The organism is Porcincola sp. LCP21S3_C12, from assembly GCF_052118625.1.
Taxonomy (GTDB): Bacteria; Bacillota; Clostridia; order Lachnospirales; family Lachnospiraceae; genus Porcincola.
On the sequence record NZ_JBQKGW010000006.1, the window covers coordinates 1 to 20,577 of the forward strand.

The following is a 20,577-nucleotide window of genomic DNA, read 5'->3' on the forward strand; positions in this document are numbered from 1 at the left end:
ACACCGATCTCTTCTGCCAGTAGCCGTTCAATGATCTTTACTTTTTCTATCGGATCAATTTTGCTTTTCCTAGACATAGAAATACCCCCAAGTAGGTTTTATATTTCATTGACCTACTTGGGGGTAGCATATCATTCCCAAAAGGGAAGCAGGGGCGGCTTTTTGTCTGAAATCCACGATCTTTCACTCGCTGACAGCTGCACAGACAGCCTTCACACATGTTTGTACAGCAAAAAATGGTGATAAGGACCGCTTTTTCGTAGCTCATTTCCGAACCTTATGCTACTATTTGATCCGGAATTGCATGTGTGTCTGAACGTATGCTTCAATTTTCATGAAATGAAAGGTGATGCCATCATGGCTTATACCTATATGCTCCGGTGCTGCGACGGTTCCCTGTACACCGGCTGGACAAATGATCTCGGGAAGCGGCTTGCGGCGCACAGGTCCGGAAAAGGAGCCCGGTATACCAAAAGCCACCGTCCGGTTTCCCTTGCCTACTTCGAGTGCATGCCTTCAAAGGAAGATGCCATGCGCCGTGAATACCAGATCAAGCAGCTGACCCGACAGGAGAAGGAGGCACTGATCGCCGCCCTTCCCGCCGGCATCCTTCAGCAGATCGAAAGGATCAACCATTCTATTATTTGACTTCTCCGCCGAGAATCGCATCGACCGCAGCCTTTGTGACCTTGTATCCGTTCTCCATGGAGGTCGGGAAGATATCGAACGTCTCCGCAGAATCTCCGGTAGGCGCCTTTTCATCCCCCCAAAGGGTTCCAGGTGTATTTCCGCTCATGAAGACATCCGTGTTGACGGAATCACGGATAATCAGGAAACGATCAAGCAGTCCATAGCGGTCCGCAACATCTGCCAGCGCCACATCTTCCATCTCGGTTGTTGCATATGGATCCGGGCAGTCATAGGTCTTCGCAATCAGGACCGCATTGGCATGATCGTACTTTCCCTTCCAGTAATTGTCCCCGGTGACGGTCGTGCCCTTCAGAACCTTCGGATCTCTGACCGCCCAGTCTGCATCATCAAATTCATCCTTCATGAACTTCCGGGTCTGGTCAGTTGTCTCCAGCTTGACGTCCTTGGTCACTTCATAAACCTGATCCGTGAGAGCCGTGTTCAAATGCTTGAATGCGGAACCATCATAGCTTGCATCATGATACCAGGTCGTCTCGCTGTCAGAATTCGTCATCTCACGAATATCTGCCTTATGTCCCAGATCATAATCGACCGCAGAAGTGATGATAAATACATCCCCCATCGTCCCATATTCAATGGCTGATCCGGCGCAGCCGACGCTGATGATATATGTATCTGTAAAATCAAAGCGTGCGTCATTCAGAATGGATGTCAGGCTGGTCGCGGCATTCACCTTGCCCATCCCGGTGACATAAAGTGCCACGCCATCCTTGACATAGAGCTTGGATCCACTGAGACTTCCGGCAATGTCATAAGCCTCTCCGCCTTCGCAGTATTCCTTGTAAAGAAGTTCGCCCTCTCCTACCTTCCCGTCATCCAGGGTTCCGATCTCAAACTTCGGGAGCAGAAGAACCTTGATTTTCTCCTGCCCTGCAACAGCCTGAGCCGTCAGCGGGTTCTCCGTTTCCTCAGCAGCTGCCTCTGTCCCTGCTACCTCTGTCCCTGCTGTCTCTGTCTGTACAGCCGCTGCCTCCGTCGTCAGCTCTGTGCTCTCGGCCATCACCGGCATCTGCGTCAGACCAAACGTCATCCCCAGCACCATCATAGCAGCCAGAAGTCTCTTTTTCATTCAGCTCTCCTCCCATTCCTTGTTGTCATTATGAACCTGTCATCGGGATACAAATTTCATGGTTCACATCATAATGTTTTGAAGAATCGGAGTCAATGCCAAATTTATTTTCTTGTATTCGAACTATATTTCTGATCAGTTCGGAAACAGGCTGTTTTTTTACACATTTTTCAGTTATCTGTCTTTTTAAACTTGAACATCCCATACCTGCTTCCACTGTCAATGTCGAAGGCCTCAATATTGAGCTCTTCTCCTGGATTCATCTTATTAAGCATGATTCTGGTCTTATATCCATCCCCATCAGCGTTTATCCCGGATCCTCCATAACTGTCAACCGTTTTCCCGGCACTGTCGACAATCCTGAATTCCAGATTATCACTGTCGCCTCCCGGTGTCATATTTTCATCTGTGAAGTAGATATCCACATATGTCCCCAGATCTGTCTGAATGACATCGGCCCGCTGGATTTTGAAAAACAACTCCTCTCCAGAATTTGCTTTCTGGAGTCCATCCTCCGCCTCATAGTGAATGGTCTTTGTCGTCCCCATATCCTGCAGTGCCATGGATGCTGACAGCCTCATCGCATCTTCCGTTCCAGCTGGACGCGCCGTCGCAGTGATTTCAACCTTTTTATTCTTTACATCAGACTGTACGCCACAGGATATGAAAATATCCATCACATCATCCGAAACAGACCTGAAATCCATTGACTGTTCAAAAATCCCAAGCTTTTCCATGTTGGAAATAATACATCCCGTATTGATCATAGTCAGTTTATGTTCCTCTGCATACTCCCCCGCATTCTGATCAGACAGAACACTCCAGTTGCTCATATTGTCTTCTGGTAGTGCGTCTTCAGGAACAAGCAGATACTTTCCCTTCTCCCGTGCACTCAGTTCGCACACAAGTGCAATACTCTCACTGTCACACAGCGCTTCCCGAACCTGAAGATCTACAATTGTATTGTTCTGATTCTGATCCATATCAGGGTTTATAACAATCTGCTCTGCCGCGCTCTCAGGAATTGACCTGCCGACCCTTCCGACAAAGTCCAGAATTCCGAAATAATGTCCGGCAGCAAAAACGCCCATTCCGATCATCAATGTTGCCACAAGCACTGCGGCAGCAACCCTGCTTCCCCTTTTCCTGTATTTCCGAGACGTTAAATTCTGTTCATTGTTCCTCATCTTCCTGACCTCCTCATGAATTTCTGAAGAGGCATGCAGATACGAAAATGTATTTCTGAACTTTTCCCTTGTCGTCATTCCTCACACCTCCTCCAGATAAATCTTTAGTTTCGCCCTTGCTCGCGAAAGTCTTGTGCTGACAGTGTTTTCAGTGATCCCAAGCAGCCCGGCAATCTCCCTTGTTGAATAGCCATCGAAGTAAAACAGCATCAGCGGAACACGATATTTCCTGTCCAGCCTCATGACCGCCTCAAATAGTTCTCGGTAATCCGGCTGCTCAAAATGAAGACTTTCAGCATATTTTTCGATATCATCTTCTCTGTGCCAGGGCGTTCTGAAAAATGACTTGCACGCATTGACTGTCACCCGGATCAGCCAGTTTCTCAGATGTTCTTCAGACTGAAACGAATTGTCTGTCCGATATAACTTCATCAGGACATCCTGGGTAATATCGTTGGCGTCATCTGCATTTCTAAGCCAGCTGTAGGCAATCCGGTAGATGGTATCCATGTATCTTTCTGCCGCCACGGCAAATTGTGAATTGTCCACGTTGTCCTCCCTCATAAAGGCCTTTATATTTATAATACGCGTGACGTCCCTAATATCTTTCACTTATGTAACAACATCACAGAACTCCTCCTAGCCGGATGCTATAATGACCTCACAAAGCAGAAAGCAAGCCAGCCGCCCCTCCCCCGAAACGGTCGGACGATCAGGCTCCGCATGCAGACGCCGCTAGCCGCGGCTCCCGCAGGCGGGTTTCATCAATATAAAGGAGGATTCACAGATGTCTGTTATCAATATCACTCAGAATACCTATCAGCAGGAAGTATTGAACAATGAAAAGCCAGTTCTTCTGGACTTCTGGGCGCCCTGGTGCGGATACTGCCGCAGAATCGCCCCGGCGTTCGACAAAATTGCTGACGAGTATGCTGACACACTTGTCGCTGCAAAAATAAATGTCGACGACGAGCCGGATCTTGCAGCTGCAGAGAAGGTCGAGGTCATCCCGACTCTCATCCTCTACAAGGCCGGCAAGGTAGTTGATTCTATCGTGGCTCCAGATTCAAAGGCTGCAATCGACCGGTTCCTCAAGGAAGCGCTTTCCAAATAACAGGAGGTCAGAAATATGAGTGAGAAGCACATATACGATATGGTGGTCATCGGCGGGGGTCCCGCCGGTTACACTACCGCCCTGTACGCAGCCAGAGCCGGCCTGGACGTCGTCGTGCTTGAGAAGCTCTCTGCCGGCGGCCAGATGGCACTGACAACCCAGATTGACAATTATCCCGGCTTTGACGAAGGCGTTGACGGTTTTGAACTTGCAGAAAAGATGCAAAGACAGGCGGAGCGATTCGGAAGCAAAAGCGAATTCGCAGATGTAACCGACATGGATCTGACGAAGGATGTGCGCGTGATCCGGACGGAAGACGGCGAGTATTATGCCCGGACGGTTGTCATCGCGACCGGCGCGGATCCCAGAGAGCTCGGGCTTCCAGGGGAGAAAATGCTCGTCGGAAAAGGACTTGCCTACTGCGCATCCTGCGACGGGATGTTCTATAAAGGCAAGGATGTTGCGGTTGTCGGCGGAGGCAATACGGCCGCTGCTGACGCTCTTCTCCTGAGCCGTATTGCCAGGACGGTTACGCTGATTCACCGCAGAGATACGCTCCGCGCCACAAAGATCTATCATGAACCACTGATGAAGGCGGAAAATGTGAACTTTGTCTGGAACAGCACTGTCACAGAGCTTCTGCATGATGAAAAACTGACCGGTCTCCGTCTGAAAAATGTCCAGACCGGTGAGCTCAGCACGCTTCCATGTGACGGTGTCTTTGTCAGCATCGGCCGGAAGCCCTCGACATCCTTTGTGAAGGGAGAGCTTGCGCTTGACCCGGGCGGCTATATCATCGCCGGGGAGAACACCCAGACCAGCGTTCCCGGCGTCTTTGCCGTTGGGGATGTCCGGACCAAGTCTGTCCGTCAGATCGTGACGGCAGTAGCGGACGGCGCTGTGGCTGTCCACATGGCGGAGGAATACCTGGCAGATCAAAACAATTGAGAAATAAAAAGAGATCCGGAAAGCACTATACAGTGCTATCCGGATCTCTGCTTTTAGAAGCAGGGGATGAGAGAATCGAACTCCCGCCAAAGGTTTTGGAGACCCCTATCATACCATTTGACCAATCCCCTATCACGCCAATACACCTTCCGGTTTAATGGCGACTTTTTATTTATACCATAGTAAGCTCGCAGATGTCAAGTATCGAGTTCTGCCTGCCTTGTTCATCTTTTGTTCTTTTCATAATTCCCTCTTCCCAATCTAAAAGATCTGTGCTATATTGATTTTGCGCAATATAATTTATATCAATTAACAACCATAGATCACCGATTTCACAAGCTTATTGAAAAACAGCCTGCAGTGCAGAGAAAGGAAACCGTTATGAATATCTATGATTACACTGTTACAGACCGCAGCGGCAACGAGGTTTCGCTGAAGCAGTTCGAAGGAAAGGTTCTCATCATTGTCAACACAGCGACCGGCTGCGGATTTACGCCGCACTACAAACCGCTGGAGGAGATGTACGAAAAGTACCATGATCAGGGTCTGGAGATTCTGGATATTCCCTGCAACCAGTTTGCCGGCCAGACACCCGGTACAGATGAGGAAGTGCACTCTTTCTGCACACTGAAGTACCATACACAGTTTGACCAGATGCACAAGTCCGATGTCAATGGTCCGAATGCACTTCCGCTCTACACCTACCTCAAGAGCTGCCAGCCGTTCCAGGGCTTTGGCAAGGGACCGAAGGCACTGATGATGAGCACCATGCTGAAGAAGATCGACAAGGATTACAAGAACAATCCGGATATCAAGTGGAACTTCACTAAATTCATCGTGGATCGGACAGGGAAAGTCACAGCACGTTTTGAACCAACCCAGAGTATGGAGGACGTCGAGAAGTACGTTGTATCACTCCTCTAAAATTCAGTTTTCCCATAGAATCGAAAAACGAGAAACCGCACCAGCGGTTTCTCGTTTTTTTCAGTGGAGACGGTAGGACTCGAACCTATGACCTACTACACGTCAAGCAGTTGCTCTCCCAGCTGAGCTACGTCTCCTGATACTTTCCTCGCCCTTTCGGCAAATCAGTACCTTCTTACTATGCCACAGACGAGGAATAATTGCAAGCTTTTTTTACACAAAAGATACAGCTTTCCCGATTTTTTTGACACTGCTTCCGAAGGAAAGCGTTCCGCTGACCTCGAATGTTCCGGGCGTATAGAGTGCGCCCTCGATTTTCCGGACAATTGTGGTAACAGCCTTCTCCGCGATCTCCTCCAGATTCACCCTGCAGCTTGTCAGCTGCAGACCGGATAGATGGTCCGGTAAAAAGTCTTCAAACCCGGCCAGGGAGACATCCCTCGGAACGGTCAGGCCATCCTGCTGAAGACGTGCGGCAAAGCAGCTGGCAGATGTATCGCTGCTGCAGAGATATGCCGTCGGCATGTCCTCTCTGTCGATATTGAAATATCGCTCCGGGTTGAAATCTCCGGTCTTCGGATCGCGGTCGTCGAGAACATAGGCGGGATTTACCTCCATGCCATGCGCCATCAGCGACTTGACGTAGCCTAAAAACCGGTCGTCAACCGCATCCGTCAATGTCCGCGTTCCGATAAAACCAATCTTCCTGTGCCCCATCGAAAACAGGTAGTTAGTCAGCTGATACGCCATCCGGAGATTGTCCGTGACAATGCTGTCTTTGCCATCCCCGATTCCCGGCGCATCAAGAAACAGATATGGAACCTTCGTTGCATCTACCATGGCCTTTCCATACTTCTCATGGAACGATCCGAGAAATATGATGCCCCTTACCTGTCCGCCCTGAATCAGTCCGGGGACCCTGCTTCCATCCTGTTCTTTCTCACTGACGACCTCCAGAACCGGGAGGTTTCCTCTGTCTCTTGCCTTTCTGGAGAGTTCCTGGAAGTATGCCCAGTAATAGGACTGTCTTCCGCTGAAAAGATTCTCCGGTACAACCACGCCGATCGTATAGCTCTTCTTCTGGCCGGGCGTCACCGTTGTCTTCTGGTATCCCATGTCCGCTGCGAGCTTTCTGATCTCATCACGCTTCCGCTCACTGACACCCTTCTGCCCTGAAAGAGCCTTCGATACAGTTACTGTGCTGACTCCTATCCTCTTTGCAATATCCGAGAGACGAACTGTCTTCCCCATGATGCCTTCTTTCTGTCTCCTGAAACTTCCCCATATTCCCGGAAAATTATAAACTGCTACATAGTGATACTATGAAATCGACTGATCGCTGTCAAGAATAATTATGTACTGTTTGTGTATTTTGTTTATGTTCAAGTCTCCCCTCTATATTAATTGCCTATTCGAAATATTTGTATCCTGTCGGACATTCATTTGCGTCACTTGAACATCTCAAGTATCCATACCGCCCGGTCTCACTTCAGCTTCACAATCGTCACGCCTGCGTCGCCTTCCCCGTACTCGCCAAGCCGGTACGACTGCACATGCTTGTTCTTTCTCAGGAAGTTCTGCACACCGGCGCGGAGCGCCCCTGTACCCTTGCCGTGGACGACCCGCACTTCATCCAGGTGGGCGATCGCAGCATCGTCAAGATACTTGTCCAGGACAGAGACCGCTTCATCCACCGTCATGCCGAGGAGGTTGATCTCCGGTGAAACACTGGCGGACTTTGAGATCCGCACCCTTCCTGTGGATGTATGCTCGTACGACGGTCCCTTGATCGAGACCTCGTCCAGCAGCTCGATATCCTTCACATTCACGACGGAGTGCAGGATCCCCATCTGAACATCGATATTCCCCGATTTGTCAGGCAGCGAACGCACGATCCCCTTCAGGTTCAGTGACAGAACCTTCACCGAATCGCCCACCTGCAGCTTTCTCGCATCGACCGCCTTGTGCGGCGTCTTCTCCTTCTCCTTTTTGCGGGAAGCCTCCATCTCGTCCATTTTCCCGCGAAGGGCTGTACGCCTGCGCTCCATGTCCCGTGCGGAAATGGCGTTGCCGCTCATCTTATTGAATGCGCGGATGGTCTCATCCGCATATTGTTTCGTGTCCCTCAGCAGATCGGCAGCCTGCTGTCTGGCCTTCTCCAGAATCTTGTCCTTCGATTCCGCAAGCTTTTTCTCCTGCTCCTCCAGTGAGCGTCTCAGCCGGCGGATCTCTGCCTGATCCTTCGTCATCGCGCTCTCCGCCTTCTCCATGGACACGCGGCAGCTCTCGAGATCAGAGATCACGCTCTCAAAACTCTCCTGCTCGTTTGCGATCCGCCCCTTGGCATCCTCGATGATCTCATCCGGGAGTCCCAGGCGCTTTGATATGGCGAAGGCATTGCTCTTCCCTGGTACGCCGATCAGCAGCCGGTAGGTCGGCCGCAGCGTCGCCACATCGAACTCGCAGCACGCATTCTCCACACCATCTGTCGACAGTGCATAGATCTTGACCTCGCTGTAGTGCGTCGTCGCGACCGTCCGGATGCCCCGGCTGTGCAGGTGCGCCAGAATGGAAATGGCCAGCGCCGCGCCCTCCTCCGGGTCTGTCCCGGCACCGAGCTCATCGAAGAGCACAAGACTTTTTTCGTCTGCCGCCTTCCAGAACGAGACAATATTTGTCATATGGCTCGAGAACGTTGACAGGCTCTGCTCGATCGACTGCTCGTCCCCGATGTCCGCATAGATCTCCGTGAACATTGAGAGCCTGGAATGCTCCTTCGCAGGAATGTGAAGTCCGGACAGCCCCATGATCTCCAGAAGCCCGATGGTCTTCAGGCTGACCGTCTTGCCGCCTGTATTCGGCCCCGAGATCACAAGCTGGTCAAAGTCCTCCCCCAGCCGGATGTCGACCGGGACGACCCGCCTGCGGTCAATCAGCGGATGGCGTGCGCGGCGGATGTCCACGATCCCTTCCTCGTTAAAATCCGGCTGCGTGGCGTTCATTTTTTTTGCAAGAGCCGCCCGTGCGAAGATGAAGTCCAGCTCTGACAGAATCTGAATATCAGAAATGAGAACGTTGCTCTGCTCCGCTGCCTTTTCACTGAGCTCCCGGAGGATCTTCTCGATCTCCTCCTTCTCCTCCGCCTCGAATGTCCGAATATCGTTGTTCAGCTTCACGACGGCCATCGGCTCGACGAAAATCGTCTGGCCGGATGCGCTCTGGTCGTGAATCATACCCGGGACCTGGGAGCGGTACTCCGACCGGACCGGCAGGCAGTAACGGCCGTCCCGCTGGGTGATGACCGCGTCCTGAAGATACGCGCGTACGGGTCCGTTCACCATCTGCTGCAGCTGGGAATGGATCCGCTCCTCCGACAGGCTGATCTGCCTGCGGATCCTGCGCAGGTTCACGGACGCATCGTCTGCGATTTCATCCTCCGACAAGATGCAGCGGCGGATCTCCCGCACAAGCGACGGCACCGGCTCCAGCCCGCAGAACAGCTCTGTCAGCGAATCCTTCTCCGGCTGGTCTGTCTCCTCCCCGGATTCCCTCCGGCCTGCACCCGCTCCGGCTTCCCCTGCCGGCATCTGACGGTTCCTGGTCCAGTGTGCTGTTCCCTCTTCCACGACCGCCGGCTCCGGCTTCTTCTCTGACGGCTTGTCCTCCCAGGACTTTACCCTGGCCGCCGTTTCCAGGAGCTTTGCAATGTCCAGAAGCTCCGTGATGCTCAGGCTCCCGCCAATCTGAAGCCTTGCAATATCTGCGCGCATGTCCTTCACGCCGGAAAAACTCACGCTTCCCTTTTCATAGATTCTGCGCAGGGCGTCCGCCGTTTCGGTCTGCATTCGCTGCACCTTTTGAAGATCCTGCGAAGGCAGGAGCGCCTGGCATTTCAGTCTGCCCGGGAAAGAGCCCGCGCAGGCCACCAGCATCTCTCTGATCTTCGGATATTCCAGTATTCTCAACGCTTTTTCGTTCATCTTGATCCTCGTTCCGCCGCCACCGGCTGGCAGCACAGCCTGTCCCCTGCCCATGTCCTCTTCCGGCGGCTTCTGTTAACTGTTTATGTAAATGGATTTTATCACATTATGAAATGCGCGCCAAAGGTATGCTATAATGTGACTGCTGCCTTCGTTGCAGCAGATTCCCAGCATAATCACTTGAATTGTGACACAAAAGGAAGGATTACAGAAAGAAGTTTTCAGGATGAAATACATTCAATCATTTCAGGAAGGCGACCATATCGGCGATGTCTATCTCTGCAAGCACAGGCAGTGCGCGACTTCGCGGAACGGAAAAAGCTACGAGAACGTCACACTCCAGGACAAGACCGGAACCATTGACTGCAAGGTCTGGGATCCGGGTGCAGCCGGCATCGAGGATTTCAAACCGCTCGACTATGTCTATATCACCGGGGAAGTGACCAGCTTCAACAACAGCCTGCAGCTGAACATCAAGCGTGCACGCCCCGCATCGACGAATGAATACAAGGCTTCGGATTATCTCCCCGTCAGCGAGAAGGATCCGGAACAGATGTACCAGAAGCTGATGGCTTCTCTCGAGGGCGTGAAGAACCCCTGGCTGAAGCAGCTCATCACAAAATACTTCGGGGATGAGAACTTCAAGGCTGCCTTCATGAAGCACTCTGCCGCCAAGTCTGTCCACCATGGCTTCGTCGGCGGACTCCTGGAGCACACCTTGTCGGTTGTCACCATGTGCGAATTTTTCTGCACACAGTATCCGTACCTCAACCATGACCTGCTGATCACGGCAGCTGCATTTCACGATGTCGGCAAGCTGAAGGAACTCTCTTCCTTCCCGGAGAACGATTACACCGACGATGGCCAGCTTCTGGGGCACATTGTGATGGGCAGTGAGCTGGTCGGCTACGGCTGCCGGACAATCAAGGGCTTTCCGCACCGCCTTCAGAGTGAGCTTCAGCACTGCATCCTCGCCCACCATGGCGAGCTGGAATACGGGAGTCCGAAAAAGCCGGCGCTCCCCGAGGCGCTGGCACTCAACCTCGCAGACAATGCGGACGCACGCCTTGAGACCATGAAGGAGCTCATGAAGACCGATGAATCCTCCACCGCCCCCGGCAGCTGGCTCGGTTTCAACCGGCTGTTCGACTCAAATATCAGAGCTTCCGGCGAGTGGTAACAAGCCGGGCTGATCCGGCCGGTGGCTGACAAACGATTTCTATCTGAAAACAAAGAGAAAGGAGAGGGACCGCTGCCCCTCTCCTTTCTCTTTTCATATTGGTCTATCTGTTAACGCCAATTGCCGGCCTTGCATCCGTTCAATCGGCTGCTTCTTCAGACCTGCTCTCCGTGAAACACGCCATACTGCGCGCGGCAGAGTACCTTCGCATAGCCATTGGCGTAGGTATCGTCGCTCGGTGCCGGCGGGCAGGTCAGCTCGAAGCCTGCCTTCTTCTCGAACAGCATCGCGCAGTCCGATCCGCCGAACAGGAAGTATCCGAGCTCGTCGCCCTTCCTGATCTTCGCGCCGGGAACGACTCCCTCTGCAAAATGAACGCTCGACACCTGTCCCTGACCGACGGTGAAGACTGCAACAAGACCGTACTTGTCTGTCTCGATCAGCACGCAGCCCCTGGTCTCGTATGCCTGCCAGCCCGCAAAGCAGGACTCCAGAACATACATCTGGCGGTCCGGCTCCCAGGTCGTGATGCCGCCGACCGCATTCGGATTCTTGATCACGTAGGTAGCAATGACCGTCCCGGTAACCGGACAGTGTGCCCTGTGATAATCGTCAAAATTGAAGAATGTATGGGTCAGCGTTCCGCCATAGAAATGCTTCGCATACGGCGCACCTGCTTCACCGAGCAGCGTCTCCACACTGTAGAAAGTCGATGTCTTGATGACAACCCCATGCTCGTCCGTCACATCCGGCGAGAAGAAGCGTCCCTTCTCGTCGATCTCCCAGGTTCCCTGCGGGAGCGAGTCGCCTGGCGCCGCAACAACCGAATCATCCTTCGCGCCGGCAAGCGGCCTGGACTCATCTGCATTCTTCAGTCTCCTTGAGAAGAACTGGTTGAAGGTGTGCCAGTTTGACGGATCCTCAAACCATCCCTGATCCAGATGCCAGCTGGGATCCTTGTAGAGCATCTCATAATACTCCGGCTTCCAGGATTCCTCGGTATCCAGAAACTGCTTGAGCGCATTGTTATAGTGGCGAAGCCACACATAGATGGGTTCCAGGAACTGAACCGATGGCCTGAATTCCAGCTCTCCTTCCAGCTCCTTCAGCGGTCTGTCGAGCAGGAAATAGATGTACAGGCAGCTCTGGTCAACCTTCGTCACAAACCGTTCGTAGCGCTCCTCCGGCAGGAAGGTCCACGGCATCGCCGTCAGGGTAAAGTCGATATAGTCATAGAATTCATCAAGGCTGCGGACCGGATTCGTCTCATGATCCGGGTTTTCCTTTTCCGCCAGCGCTATCGACTTTTCGACAAGGCTCTTGAGCCTTGCGTCTCTGTCCAGCAGTTCCATCAGTTCCAATGTCACTTCAGCATGGTTTTTCATAATTACAGATATCGACCTCTCTTCTGACCAGACTCGCAGGCGGTCTTTCTACCGAAAAAGCCGCCCGCTGTTATATACAACTTTCTGATTCGCCTCCCGGATGAACGCCTTCCCATGAACTCCTCATAGTATAAAAAAGCGCCGATCCCCTTGACAGCGAACCGATTTACTATACCACATCTGTCAAGCCCCCGAAAGAGCGCGGACATAAAATCTTCTGTAACCCGGGATTTTTCAAATATTTGCCCGAAAAAGCAGCCCAAACCGTCAGATGGCGGATCTGGAAACTGCTGCCAGGAACAGCGCTGGCCGGCCTCCACAGTCCGCACGAATACAAGGCTGGCCCGGAAACTGGCCGATCAGATCAGGCTGAAACAACCTCTTCCCTCCGCCTTCAGCGCACTGGAGAAGAACACCTTCATCACTCTGATCAGAGCACCCGTGTCATGTACACCGGCCGTCTCATACGGTGAGTGCATGGCCAGCTGCGGCAGTCCGATGTCGACCGTATTGACCGAGACATGAGCATTCGATATATTGCCGAGCGTGGATCCGCCCACCATGTCTGACCGGTTCGTGAAATCCTGACAGGTTTCTCCCGCCTTCTCCGCGATCGCACGAAACAGTGCCGCAGAATACGCGTCTGTTGTGTACTTCTGGTTGGCGCTGTACTTGATGACGATGCCGTGATTCATCTTCGGCCGGTTGACCGGATCCGCCTTGCCTTCCGCGTTCGGGTGCACCGCATGCGCATTGTCGGCAGAAACCATGAAGCTGGATGCCAGCTTCCTTCTCTGGTCCTCCTCTGTCAGACCGAATTCCTGCCCGATCCGTGCCAGAACGTCCTGAAGAAAAGTGGAGTCCGCTCCCTGCTTCGTCCCGCTGCCGACCTCCTCGTTGTCAAAGACGGCCAGCACAGGGATCGCGAAAGCTGCCGATGCAGCAGCGGCTTCGTCCGGGGCGCTGCCGTCCTTCTCTCCCGACTCGATAAATCCCACCAGATCACCATAGGTGCACTGCAGATCGTCCAGATGCCCCGATGAGACGAACTCTCTGTTTGCGCCCCAGATCGTCCCCGGCACCCGGGCATAGAGGAACAGGTCATCCCCCGCAATCTGTTCCTTCGAGATCCCTGCCGCCTCCGCGATCAGGTCCGCGAATGTTCCTTCAGCTGTCTCATCTCCCAGCACCGGAAGCACATCTGTCTGGACATTGTAGTGCATGCCGTCGTTGGCTTCGCGGTTCATATGGATGGCGACATTCGGGATCATGACCAGATCACGGTCGATGTTCACAAGCTTCGTCCGGAAATGATTTCCTTCCTTAATAATAATGCGCCCTGCAACGGACAGCGGACGGTCAAACCACGGCGCGATCAGCATACCGCCGTACCGCTCCACATTCAGACGAACGTAAGCCCCGGCTGTCTTCATTTCCGGATTTGCCTTGATGCGAAATGCCGGACTGTCGCTGTGCGAAGCCGCAATCATGTACCCGGTAAAATCCGAAACTTCCCCTCCATCTTTCCGCTCAGGAATCCGGAAGGCGATCAGAGACGAATCATTTCGTGTTACAAAATACTTTCCGCCAGCCTCAAGGCCCCAGCTTTCCTCCTCAAGGCACTCCCTGTAGCCGTGCTTCTCCAGAATCTGCCGGATGCTGTCGGCTGAATGGAATGCTGTCGGACACTGACCGATAAACGCCAGCAGGTCTCTGGTTATTTTCTCATCTGAAGTCATCTTTTCCCTTGCCTTTCTTCCGCGTCTCTGCGCGGCTGTTTCTCCTTCTTCAGGACACATGAGTCATCTTTCAGTGGGTATCCGCCTCATGCCCCACGCGCTCTCCCCAGTATACACCCTTTCCGGCCCTCAGCCCTCCTCTCCGCTTTTCACCCCTTCCAGATACCCTGTTTTTTCTTTTTTGTCCATCTGCCGCCTGCTGTATTTGTTTGCGGTATTTACTGTTTTTCAGCCCGACATACGAAATTTTTGGTTGACACATTTTTTGTTTCCCCATAAAATAAGCCCTATCAGACGAAGGCGTCCCGCTTGTGCGGGGCGCCTGTTGTTTTTCTCCAGCAAAGGCGCTGTCGGTCTGCTCTCCAGCAGGCTGCGGCGCTTTTTCATTTCAGGAGAAACGAGAACAAAGAGGAGGGAACATATGGAATACAGTATGACTACCGTAATATGGGTGCTCGTCGGCGCAGCCCTGGTCTACTTCATGCAGGCAGGGTTCGCCCTCTGCGAGGCAGGCCTCACGAGAGCCAAGAACACCGGCAATATCCTGATGAAGAACATGATGGACTTCTGTATCGGGACACCCTGTTTCTGGCTCGTCGGCTTTGGTCTGATGTTCGGCGGAACCGGCGCCATCATCGGGCACCTCGATCCGATGATCCTCGGAAACTACACCGCCGAGAACAGCGTCGTCCCGCAGACAATGCCGCTCTGGGCATATGTGATCTTCCAGACCGTCTTCTGCGCAACCGCTGCCACCATCGTCTCCGGCTCGATGGCTGAACGCACGAACTTCAAGGCATACTGTGTATACTCCGCCGTCATCTCGCTGATTGTCTATCCGATCAGCGGCCACTGGATCTGGGGCGGCGGCTGGCTCTCGACACTCGGCTTCCATGACTTTGCAGGTTCCACCTGCGTCCACATGGTCGGCGGCCTCATCGCCTGCCTCGGCGCATGGATGCTGGGCCCCCGCATCGGCAAATATGACAAGAATGGCAAGGCAAGAGCGATCCCCGGGCACAACATGACGGCTGCTGCACTCGGCGTCTTCATCCTCTGGTTCTGCTGGTTCGGCTTCAACGGCGCTTCGACCGTTGCAATGGACTCTGATGCAGCTGCTGTCACCGCTTCGCTGGTATTCGTCAACACCAACCTGGCTGCCGCTGTCGCGACTGTTGTCGCGATGATCTTCACCTGGATCCGTTACGGCAAGCCTGACGTATCGATGACTTTCAATGCAGCGCTTGCAGGTCTTGTCGCCATCACAGCCCCCTGTAACTGCGTCTCTCCGCTCGGAGCCTTCTTCATCGGCCTCATCTCAGGCATCCTGGTCGTCCTGAGCGTCGAATTCTTCGATAACATCGTCAAGATCGACGATCCGGTCGGCGCTGTATCCGTACACATGGTCAACGGCATCTGGGGCACCATCGCAGTCGGCCTGTTTTCCACCGGCGACGACGGCGTCGGCAAGGGTCTCTTCTACGGCGGGGGCTTCCATCAGCTCGGTGTACAGCTCCTCGGCTTTGTCTCAGTCGCTGTCTACGTTCTGATCGTGATGTACATCGCATTCAAGATCATCGACAAAACCATCGGACTCCGTGTTCCGGCACAGGTCGAGATTGACGGCCTCGATGTCCATGAGCATGGTCTTACAAGTGCATATTCCGGATTCGCCATCACGGATGTCACAGATATGGACGTCAACCCGAACGATAACACAGAGCTTGGCGAAGATGACTACGAAAAGGCAAGCGATGCGCAGATCAACGCCGCTGTCAAAGTCACCCGCGAGGCGCCGCTCGTCCCGTCCCTTGACACCGGTATCCACAAGGTCAGCATCATCTGCCGCCTGTCGAAGTTTGACGCCCTCAAGAAGGCACTCAACGAGCTTGGCGTGACCGGCATGACTATGTACCAGGTCATGGGCAGCGGCATTGAACGCGGCTCGACAGACCGCTATCGTGGCGCTGTCGTCGACTCAACCCTGATCCCGAAAGTCAAGGTGGAAGTCGTTGTCGGATCAATCCCGGTCGACAAAGTCATCGAAACCGCCAAGAAAGTTCTCTACACCGGCCGTATCGGCGATGGCAAGATCTTCGTATACAACGTTGCGAAAGTCGTCAAGGTCCGCACCGGCGAAGAAGACCTCTCCGCGTTAAAAGATGTAGAATAAGTCCCAGTCGCAATGAGAAGCCCCTGCAGCGTGCTCGCACGCTGACAGGGGCCTTCTCATTTGCGACGACAAAAGCCATGAGCGCGGGCGATGCGTCAGCAGCGCGTAAAACGCGAATGGCTTTCAGCGGCACGGAAGCTGCGAAGCAGCGAAAGTGACGCGTGGGACTTATTCACTTGCCACTGCAAAAGCCGCATACTGCAAAAGCTATGAGCGCGGGCGATGCGTCAGCAGCGCGCAAAGCGCGAATGGCAGGAAAGCCCCTGCAGCGTGCTGCTGCAGGGGCTTCTATGGGAAATGAAGATTGAAGAAACAGGTATGCCTGTCAGCTGAAATATCTTGCAAGTCCTTCCATCAGGTACATGCCGGCAACGGCACCCTGGTCTTCCACACCTTTTGCGCGGGCTGCGAAGACAGCTGCCTTGCCATACTTCGGCGTCATCTCCTTGGTCGCCTCCACGCCTTCTTTGGCGCCCTCGACTGCGGCATCCATGACAGCCTTCATGCCGCCGCCCTCCTCCAGCGCCTTTTTGCCTGCCTCAGCTGCTTTCGAGACAGAATCATAGATTGTCCGATCGCCAGGCTGGCACTTTCCTCTTTTCTGGATACCTGCGGCAAAGCCTTCCAGAAATGCAGCCAGATCCTTTGCGTCCATCTCCGGCTTATCCCCGACAGCTTTTCCGCCGTACATAACACCGGTGCTCATCAGGGTTCCCATCGTCGACGGTACAAGTCCCTGCATCTTCATGGCTGCCTTCATCAGCGTCTTCGCAACGCTGGTCTCCTGCATCTGATCCTTGATCAGGCCAGGAAGGGCACCATAGCCCTTGCTCATGGTCAGACCGAGATCCCCGTCACCCATGGCCGCATCCATCTCACAGAGATGATCCTTCTGTTCCTCAAAAATATCTGCTACTCCCTGAAAGAGTGCCGGGAGATCGCTCACTCGTACTGTGTCCATATTTCCAAGCTCCTTTTGTCCTCCGCCCGTCACCGCCAGTCTGCCTGTGACAGCCGCCGGGCATTTTTTCCGGTATATTCATCCGGCAGGAATATCCAGCCAGCACCCACTGGCTGGATCCCCCTGCGGTTTGATCGTTACACCTGCGTGTAGAACGGCGTATGAACCGGCATGTCAATCCACTGCTTCATCTCCTCGTCTGCGACCTTGCAGATCGAGATCGATGCGCCTGCCATCTCCATGGAGGTCGCATACTCGCCGACAAATGTGCGGTAAACCTTGATGCCTTTCTCTTTCAGAATATCCTCCACATCGCCTGTCAGGATATAGAGCTCTTCCTGGGAGGTTGCTCCAAGTCCGTTGATCAGGACACAGACCTCCTCGCCGGATGCAACCGGCATATCGCCGAGAATTTCCTTCATCGATTCCTCTGCCAGCTCTCTCGAGGTCTTGACCGGTCCGTTCCAGACACCCGGTTCGCCATGAATGCCCATGCCGAATGCCATTTCATTCTCTCCGAGGGTAAAGTTACTGTGTCCAAGCTCCGGGATGATGCAGGGCGTCAGCGCAAAGCCGACTGTGCGGGTGTTCTCCTTGGCCTTCTGGGCTGCGGCAAGCACCTCGTCAAGCGTACCCATCTGGGCTGCCTTCGCGCCTGCACACTTGTACATGAAGAAGATGCCTGCGACACCGCGGCGCGCATCCGGATTCTTGTTGGACAGCACGTCGTCAGCGCCGACGATGCTGCGAGTCTGGATATCATCCATTTCCAGCATCTCGGAAGCCATATCGAAGTTCATGATATCCCCGGTATAGTTGCCGTACAGAAACAGGATGCCTGCTCCCGATTCGACTTCCTTCGATATGTTGTAAATCTGCTCAGCAGAGGGAGACTGAAAGACCGAGCCGACACCGCATCCATCCAGCATGTTCTCGCCGACATATCCAAGGAACAGTGGAAGGTGGCCCGTACCGCCGCCGGTGATGATGGCAACCTTGCCCTCCTTCTTCTTCGCGGTGCAGTAGCAGCGAAGGTCGTTCTCCACGTATTTGACCATATCAGGATGTGCCTGATAGATCCCATGCAGCATGTCGTCCGTATAGTTTTCCGGTTTGTTGATAATCTTTTTCATGTCATTCTCCTTCCGGGCTGTATTCAGAGCCCGTCTTGTCATCCTTCCTGTTTTTCCGCCTTCCGGTCAGAGCCGGAGACTCAGCTGTTCTTCTGCATATCTCTCTTCTGCATGACCTTGTCCAGAATCAGAGCTGCCACCAGCAGACATCCGTTCACAAGCGTCTTCAGCGTATCCGGTGCATGCATGATCGTAAATGCATTCGCGATCAGCTGCAGCAGCACGATGGAGAAGGTCACACCTGCGACCGTCCCGCCGCCGCCGTCCGGATTGATCCCGCCCAGGACAACGATCAGAAGGCTCAGAAGTGTGTAGGTTGAGCCATTCGACGACTTCGCAGAGTTCAGATGCGATGTGATGATGATGCCGGATATCCCGCCGAGAATGCCGGACATCGTGTGTGCCAGGATCGTTGTCCGGAGTGTGTTGATTCCGGAATACCGGGCCGCCTGCTTGTTCGACCCGAGGAAATACACCTCATGCCCGAAGACCGTGTGCTTCATGATGAACGCGACCACAATCAGCACACCGATGAAAATGAACAGAACATAGGGGATTGATCCGATGGAACCGTTCGCAATGTTCTTGAAACTGTCGGACATCCCGTTGATCGCCGGCCCTCCGGTTATGGCGAGCGCCAGGCCGGAGTACACCTCAAGGCCGCACAGCGTCACGAGCATGGCCGGGATATCAAGCGAGCCGATGATCAGTCCGTTCAGCGCGCCGCAGCCTGCACCGACTGCTACCGAAGCCAGACATGCCAGCGGGATCGGGACACCTGCATTCTTGATGAGCAGTGCACAGACCACTCCTCCGAGGTTCATGATCCCGACCAGCGACAGATCGATCCCGCCGGCGATCATGCAGACCATCATACCGAATGACAAAACGCCGTATTCCGGAAACTGGAAGATCATTGACCGGAAATTATTGACGGAATAGTACACCGGCCCTTTCAGGACCGCCATCAGAATCAGCACAAATACCATCATCAGTATGAGGACTTTAATATGGTCATTCAGCTTTTTTGATGCTGTTTTCTTCTTCATCTCCAGACCCTCCTCACGCCTGACTCATTTTCATGGAGCGCTTTGTCTGCCATGAAGTGATGATCGTGCCAAGAAGCAGCACGATGCCGACTACGAACCGCTGCCAGCTGGTCGGGATGCCCAGCATATTCAGGTTGTTCTGGACCAGTGTGATCAGAATCACGCTCAGGACAACCCCGCCGACTCCGCCATGGCCGCCTGTGATGCGGACACCGCCGATGACGCAGGCCGCGATCGTGATCATCTCGTCGCCCATCAGCGCGGACGTCGTCGCCGAATGCATCAGGATGTTATAAATCATCGCTGCCACCCCGACGAACACGCCCGACCAGACATAGGCCGCGAACTGAAGCTTCTTCACATTAAACCCGGCGACGCGGGCTGCTGTCTTGTTTCCGCCGATGACATAGAGTCCTCTCCCGAGCATCGTATACTTCAGCATCCACGCGATCAAGAGACAGACGATGATCGGCACAAGGACCAGGACATTCAGCACATACTGGAAACCGGTCTTCGGCGAGGTGTAGGTAATCAAATTCGTGTTGTAGATCGCCTGGAGACTGGACGGAAGCACCGTGAACTCACGGGTTCCGAGGATCGTGACAACACCGCCCGACGCAATGGAGCTGGTCGCCAGCGTCGCGATCAGCGGCGGAAGGTTCAGGATCGCGACCAGAAAGCCGTTCAGAAGACCGAACGCCAGACCGATCAGGACTGCCAGACCAAACGCAAACCACGCGTTGTCAATCGGTGCCACCCGGTTGATGATATACATCGGGACGTACATCGCAACACATCCGATTGCCGGAAATGAAACATCGATTCCTCCCGATATAATGACAATCATTTCACAGAGCGCGAAGCACATCGTGAAGATGGCCGCCCTCATCGTATTGAGAACCGTTGCAAAGTCCCAGAACGCAGGCTGGCGGATCCCGACGATCAGGCTGAACACGGCAATGATATAAACCAGGATCATCTGGTTGCTGGTCAGCCAAGCATGTTTCTTTTTACTGTTCATAAT

General features: G+C 53.6%; 17 protein-coding genes and 2 tRNA genes. 6 read left to right on the forward strand and 13 right to left on the reverse strand.

Going from position 1 to position 20,577, the window contains the following annotated elements; translation table 11 throughout:
- Nucleotides 1-357: 357 nt before the first annotated feature.
- Nucleotides 358-648: a GIY-YIG nuclease family protein gene (locus ACTQ1N_RS04545; protein ID WP_441955062.1), complete on the forward strand. Its 291-nt coding sequence runs from the start codon at nt 358-360 to the stop codon at nt 646-648.
- On the opposite strand, the gene ACTQ1N_RS04550 is transcribed toward ACTQ1N_RS04545, so the two are convergent.
- From ACTQ1N_RS04550 to ACTQ1N_RS04560, 3 genes are all read right to left on the reverse strand, one after another.
- Nucleotides 641-1,780 carry a phosphorylase family protein gene (locus tag ACTQ1N_RS04550; protein WP_441955064.1) on the reverse strand — a complete coding sequence of 380 codons (1,140 nt, stop codon included), beginning with the start codon at nt 1,778-1,780 and terminating at the stop codon, nt 641-643. The two genes, ACTQ1N_RS04545 and ACTQ1N_RS04550, sit on opposite strands and share 8 nt — an antisense overlap.
- 170 nt (nt 1,781-1,950) lie before the next feature.
- On the reverse strand, nt 1,951-2,967 hold the full coding sequence (locus ACTQ1N_RS04555; RefSeq protein WP_441955066.1) for a hypothetical protein: 1,017 nt from the start codon (nt 2,965-2,967) through the stop codon (nt 1,951-1,953).
- A gap of 81 nt (nt 2,968-3,048) precedes the next feature.
- The gene (locus tag ACTQ1N_RS04560; protein ID WP_441955068.1) at nt 3,049-3,516 is read right to left on the reverse strand and encodes an RNA polymerase sigma factor; all 468 of its coding nucleotides are present in this window, start codon (nt 3,514-3,516) and stop codon (nt 3,049-3,051) included.
- A gap of 238 nt (nt 3,517-3,754) precedes the next feature.
- Between ACTQ1N_RS04560 and trxA the strand changes: the two genes are divergently transcribed.
- Both trxA and trxB read left to right on the forward strand, forming a co-directional pair.
- Nucleotides 3,755-4,081 carry a thioredoxin gene (gene trxA / locus ACTQ1N_RS04565; RefSeq protein WP_441955070.1) on the forward strand — a complete coding sequence of 109 codons (327 nt, stop codon included), beginning with the start codon at nt 3,755-3,757 and terminating at the stop codon, nt 4,079-4,081.
- A 15-nt stretch (nt 4,082-4,096) separates the two neighbouring features.
- Complete coding sequence (trxB, locus tag ACTQ1N_RS04570; protein ID WP_441955072.1) at nt 4,097-5,029, forward strand: thioredoxin-disulfide reductase; 933 nt, start codon at nt 4,097-4,099, stop codon at nt 5,027-5,029.
- A gap of 60 nt (nt 5,030-5,089) precedes the next feature.
- On the opposite strand, the gene ACTQ1N_RS04575 is transcribed toward trxB, so the two are convergent.
- Nucleotides 5,090-5,160: transfer RNA gene (locus ACTQ1N_RS04575), tRNA-Trp, on the reverse strand.
- Nucleotides 5,161-5,410: 250 nt separating this feature from the next.
- Here ACTQ1N_RS04575 and ACTQ1N_RS04580 point away from each other — a divergent pair.
- Nucleotides 5,411-5,953, forward strand: a complete 543-nt coding sequence (locus tag ACTQ1N_RS04580) for a glutathione peroxidase (protein WP_441955074.1) — start codon at nt 5,411-5,413, stop codon at nt 5,951-5,953.
- A 64-nt stretch (nt 5,954-6,017) separates the two neighbouring features.
- Here ACTQ1N_RS04580 and ACTQ1N_RS04585 read toward each other — a convergent pair.
- The 3 genes from ACTQ1N_RS04585 to ACTQ1N_RS04595 form a co-directional block, all read right to left on the reverse strand.
- Nucleotides 6,018-6,090 (reverse strand) — tRNA-Val (locus ACTQ1N_RS04585).
- A gap of 76 nt (nt 6,091-6,166) precedes the next feature.
- Nucleotides 6,167-7,204 carry a substrate-binding domain-containing protein gene (locus tag ACTQ1N_RS04590; RefSeq protein WP_441955076.1) on the reverse strand — a complete coding sequence of 346 codons (1,038 nt, stop codon included), beginning with the start codon at nt 7,202-7,204 and terminating at the stop codon, nt 6,167-6,169.
- A 233-nt stretch (nt 7,205-7,437) separates the two neighbouring features.
- Nucleotides 7,438-9,987: an endonuclease MutS2 gene (locus ACTQ1N_RS04595; protein ID WP_441955078.1), complete on the reverse strand. Its 2,550-nt coding sequence runs from the start codon at nt 9,985-9,987 to the stop codon at nt 7,438-7,440.
- Nucleotides 9,988-10,159: 172 nt separating this feature from the next.
- Between ACTQ1N_RS04595 and ACTQ1N_RS04600 the strand changes: the two genes are divergently transcribed.
- The gene (locus ACTQ1N_RS04600; protein WP_441955080.1) at nt 10,160-11,113 is read left to right on the forward strand and encodes a 3'-5' exoribonuclease YhaM family protein; all 954 of its coding nucleotides are present in this window, start codon (nt 10,160-10,162) and stop codon (nt 11,111-11,113) included.
- Between the two features lie 155 nt (nt 11,114-11,268).
- Here the strand turns inward: ACTQ1N_RS04600 and ACTQ1N_RS04605 are convergent, their stop codons facing one another.
- Both ACTQ1N_RS04605 and ACTQ1N_RS04610 read right to left on the reverse strand, forming a co-directional pair.
- Nucleotides 11,269-12,498 carry a phosphatidylserine decarboxylase gene (locus tag ACTQ1N_RS04605; RefSeq protein ID WP_441955082.1) on the reverse strand — a complete coding sequence of 410 codons (1,230 nt, stop codon included), beginning with the start codon at nt 12,496-12,498 and terminating at the stop codon, nt 11,269-11,271.
- 359 nt (nt 12,499-12,857) lie between these two features.
- Nucleotides 12,858-14,237: a M18 family aminopeptidase gene (locus tag ACTQ1N_RS04610; protein WP_441955313.1), complete on the reverse strand. Its 1,380-nt coding sequence runs from the start codon at nt 14,235-14,237 to the stop codon at nt 12,858-12,860.
- 421 nt (nt 14,238-14,658) lie between these two features.
- Between ACTQ1N_RS04610 and ACTQ1N_RS04615 the strand changes: the two genes are divergently transcribed.
- Entirely contained in the window at nt 14,659-16,410 is a 1,752-nt protein-coding gene (locus tag ACTQ1N_RS04615; RefSeq protein WP_441955084.1) for an ammonium transporter, read from the forward strand.
- Nucleotides 16,411-16,735: 325 nt separating this feature from the next.
- Here ACTQ1N_RS04615 and ACTQ1N_RS04620 read toward each other — a convergent pair whose 3' ends face one another.
- The 4 genes from ACTQ1N_RS04620 to ACTQ1N_RS04635 all read right to left on the reverse strand — a co-directional run bounded on the left by ACTQ1N_RS04620 (nt 16,736) and on the right by ACTQ1N_RS04635 (nt 20,574).
- A complete protein-coding gene (locus ACTQ1N_RS04620; RefSeq protein WP_441955086.1) occupies nt 16,736-17,371 on the reverse strand; it encodes a dihydroxyacetone kinase subunit L in 636 nt (211 codons plus the stop codon).
- A gap of 137 nt (nt 17,372-17,508) precedes the next feature.
- A complete protein-coding gene (locus ACTQ1N_RS04625; protein ID WP_441955088.1) occupies nt 17,509-18,504 on the reverse strand; it encodes a dihydroxyacetone kinase subunit DhaK in 996 nt (331 codons plus the stop codon).
- 80 nt (nt 18,505-18,584) lie between these two features.
- A complete protein-coding gene (locus ACTQ1N_RS04630; protein ID WP_441955090.1) occupies nt 18,585-19,553 on the reverse strand; it encodes an ABC transporter permease in 969 nt (322 codons plus the stop codon).
- A 13-nt stretch (nt 19,554-19,566) separates the two neighbouring features.
- A complete protein-coding gene (locus tag ACTQ1N_RS04635) occupies nt 19,567-20,574 on the reverse strand; it encodes an ABC transporter permease (protein WP_441955092.1) in 1,008 nt (335 codons plus the stop codon).
- Nucleotides 20,575-20,577 lie beyond the last annotated feature (3 nt).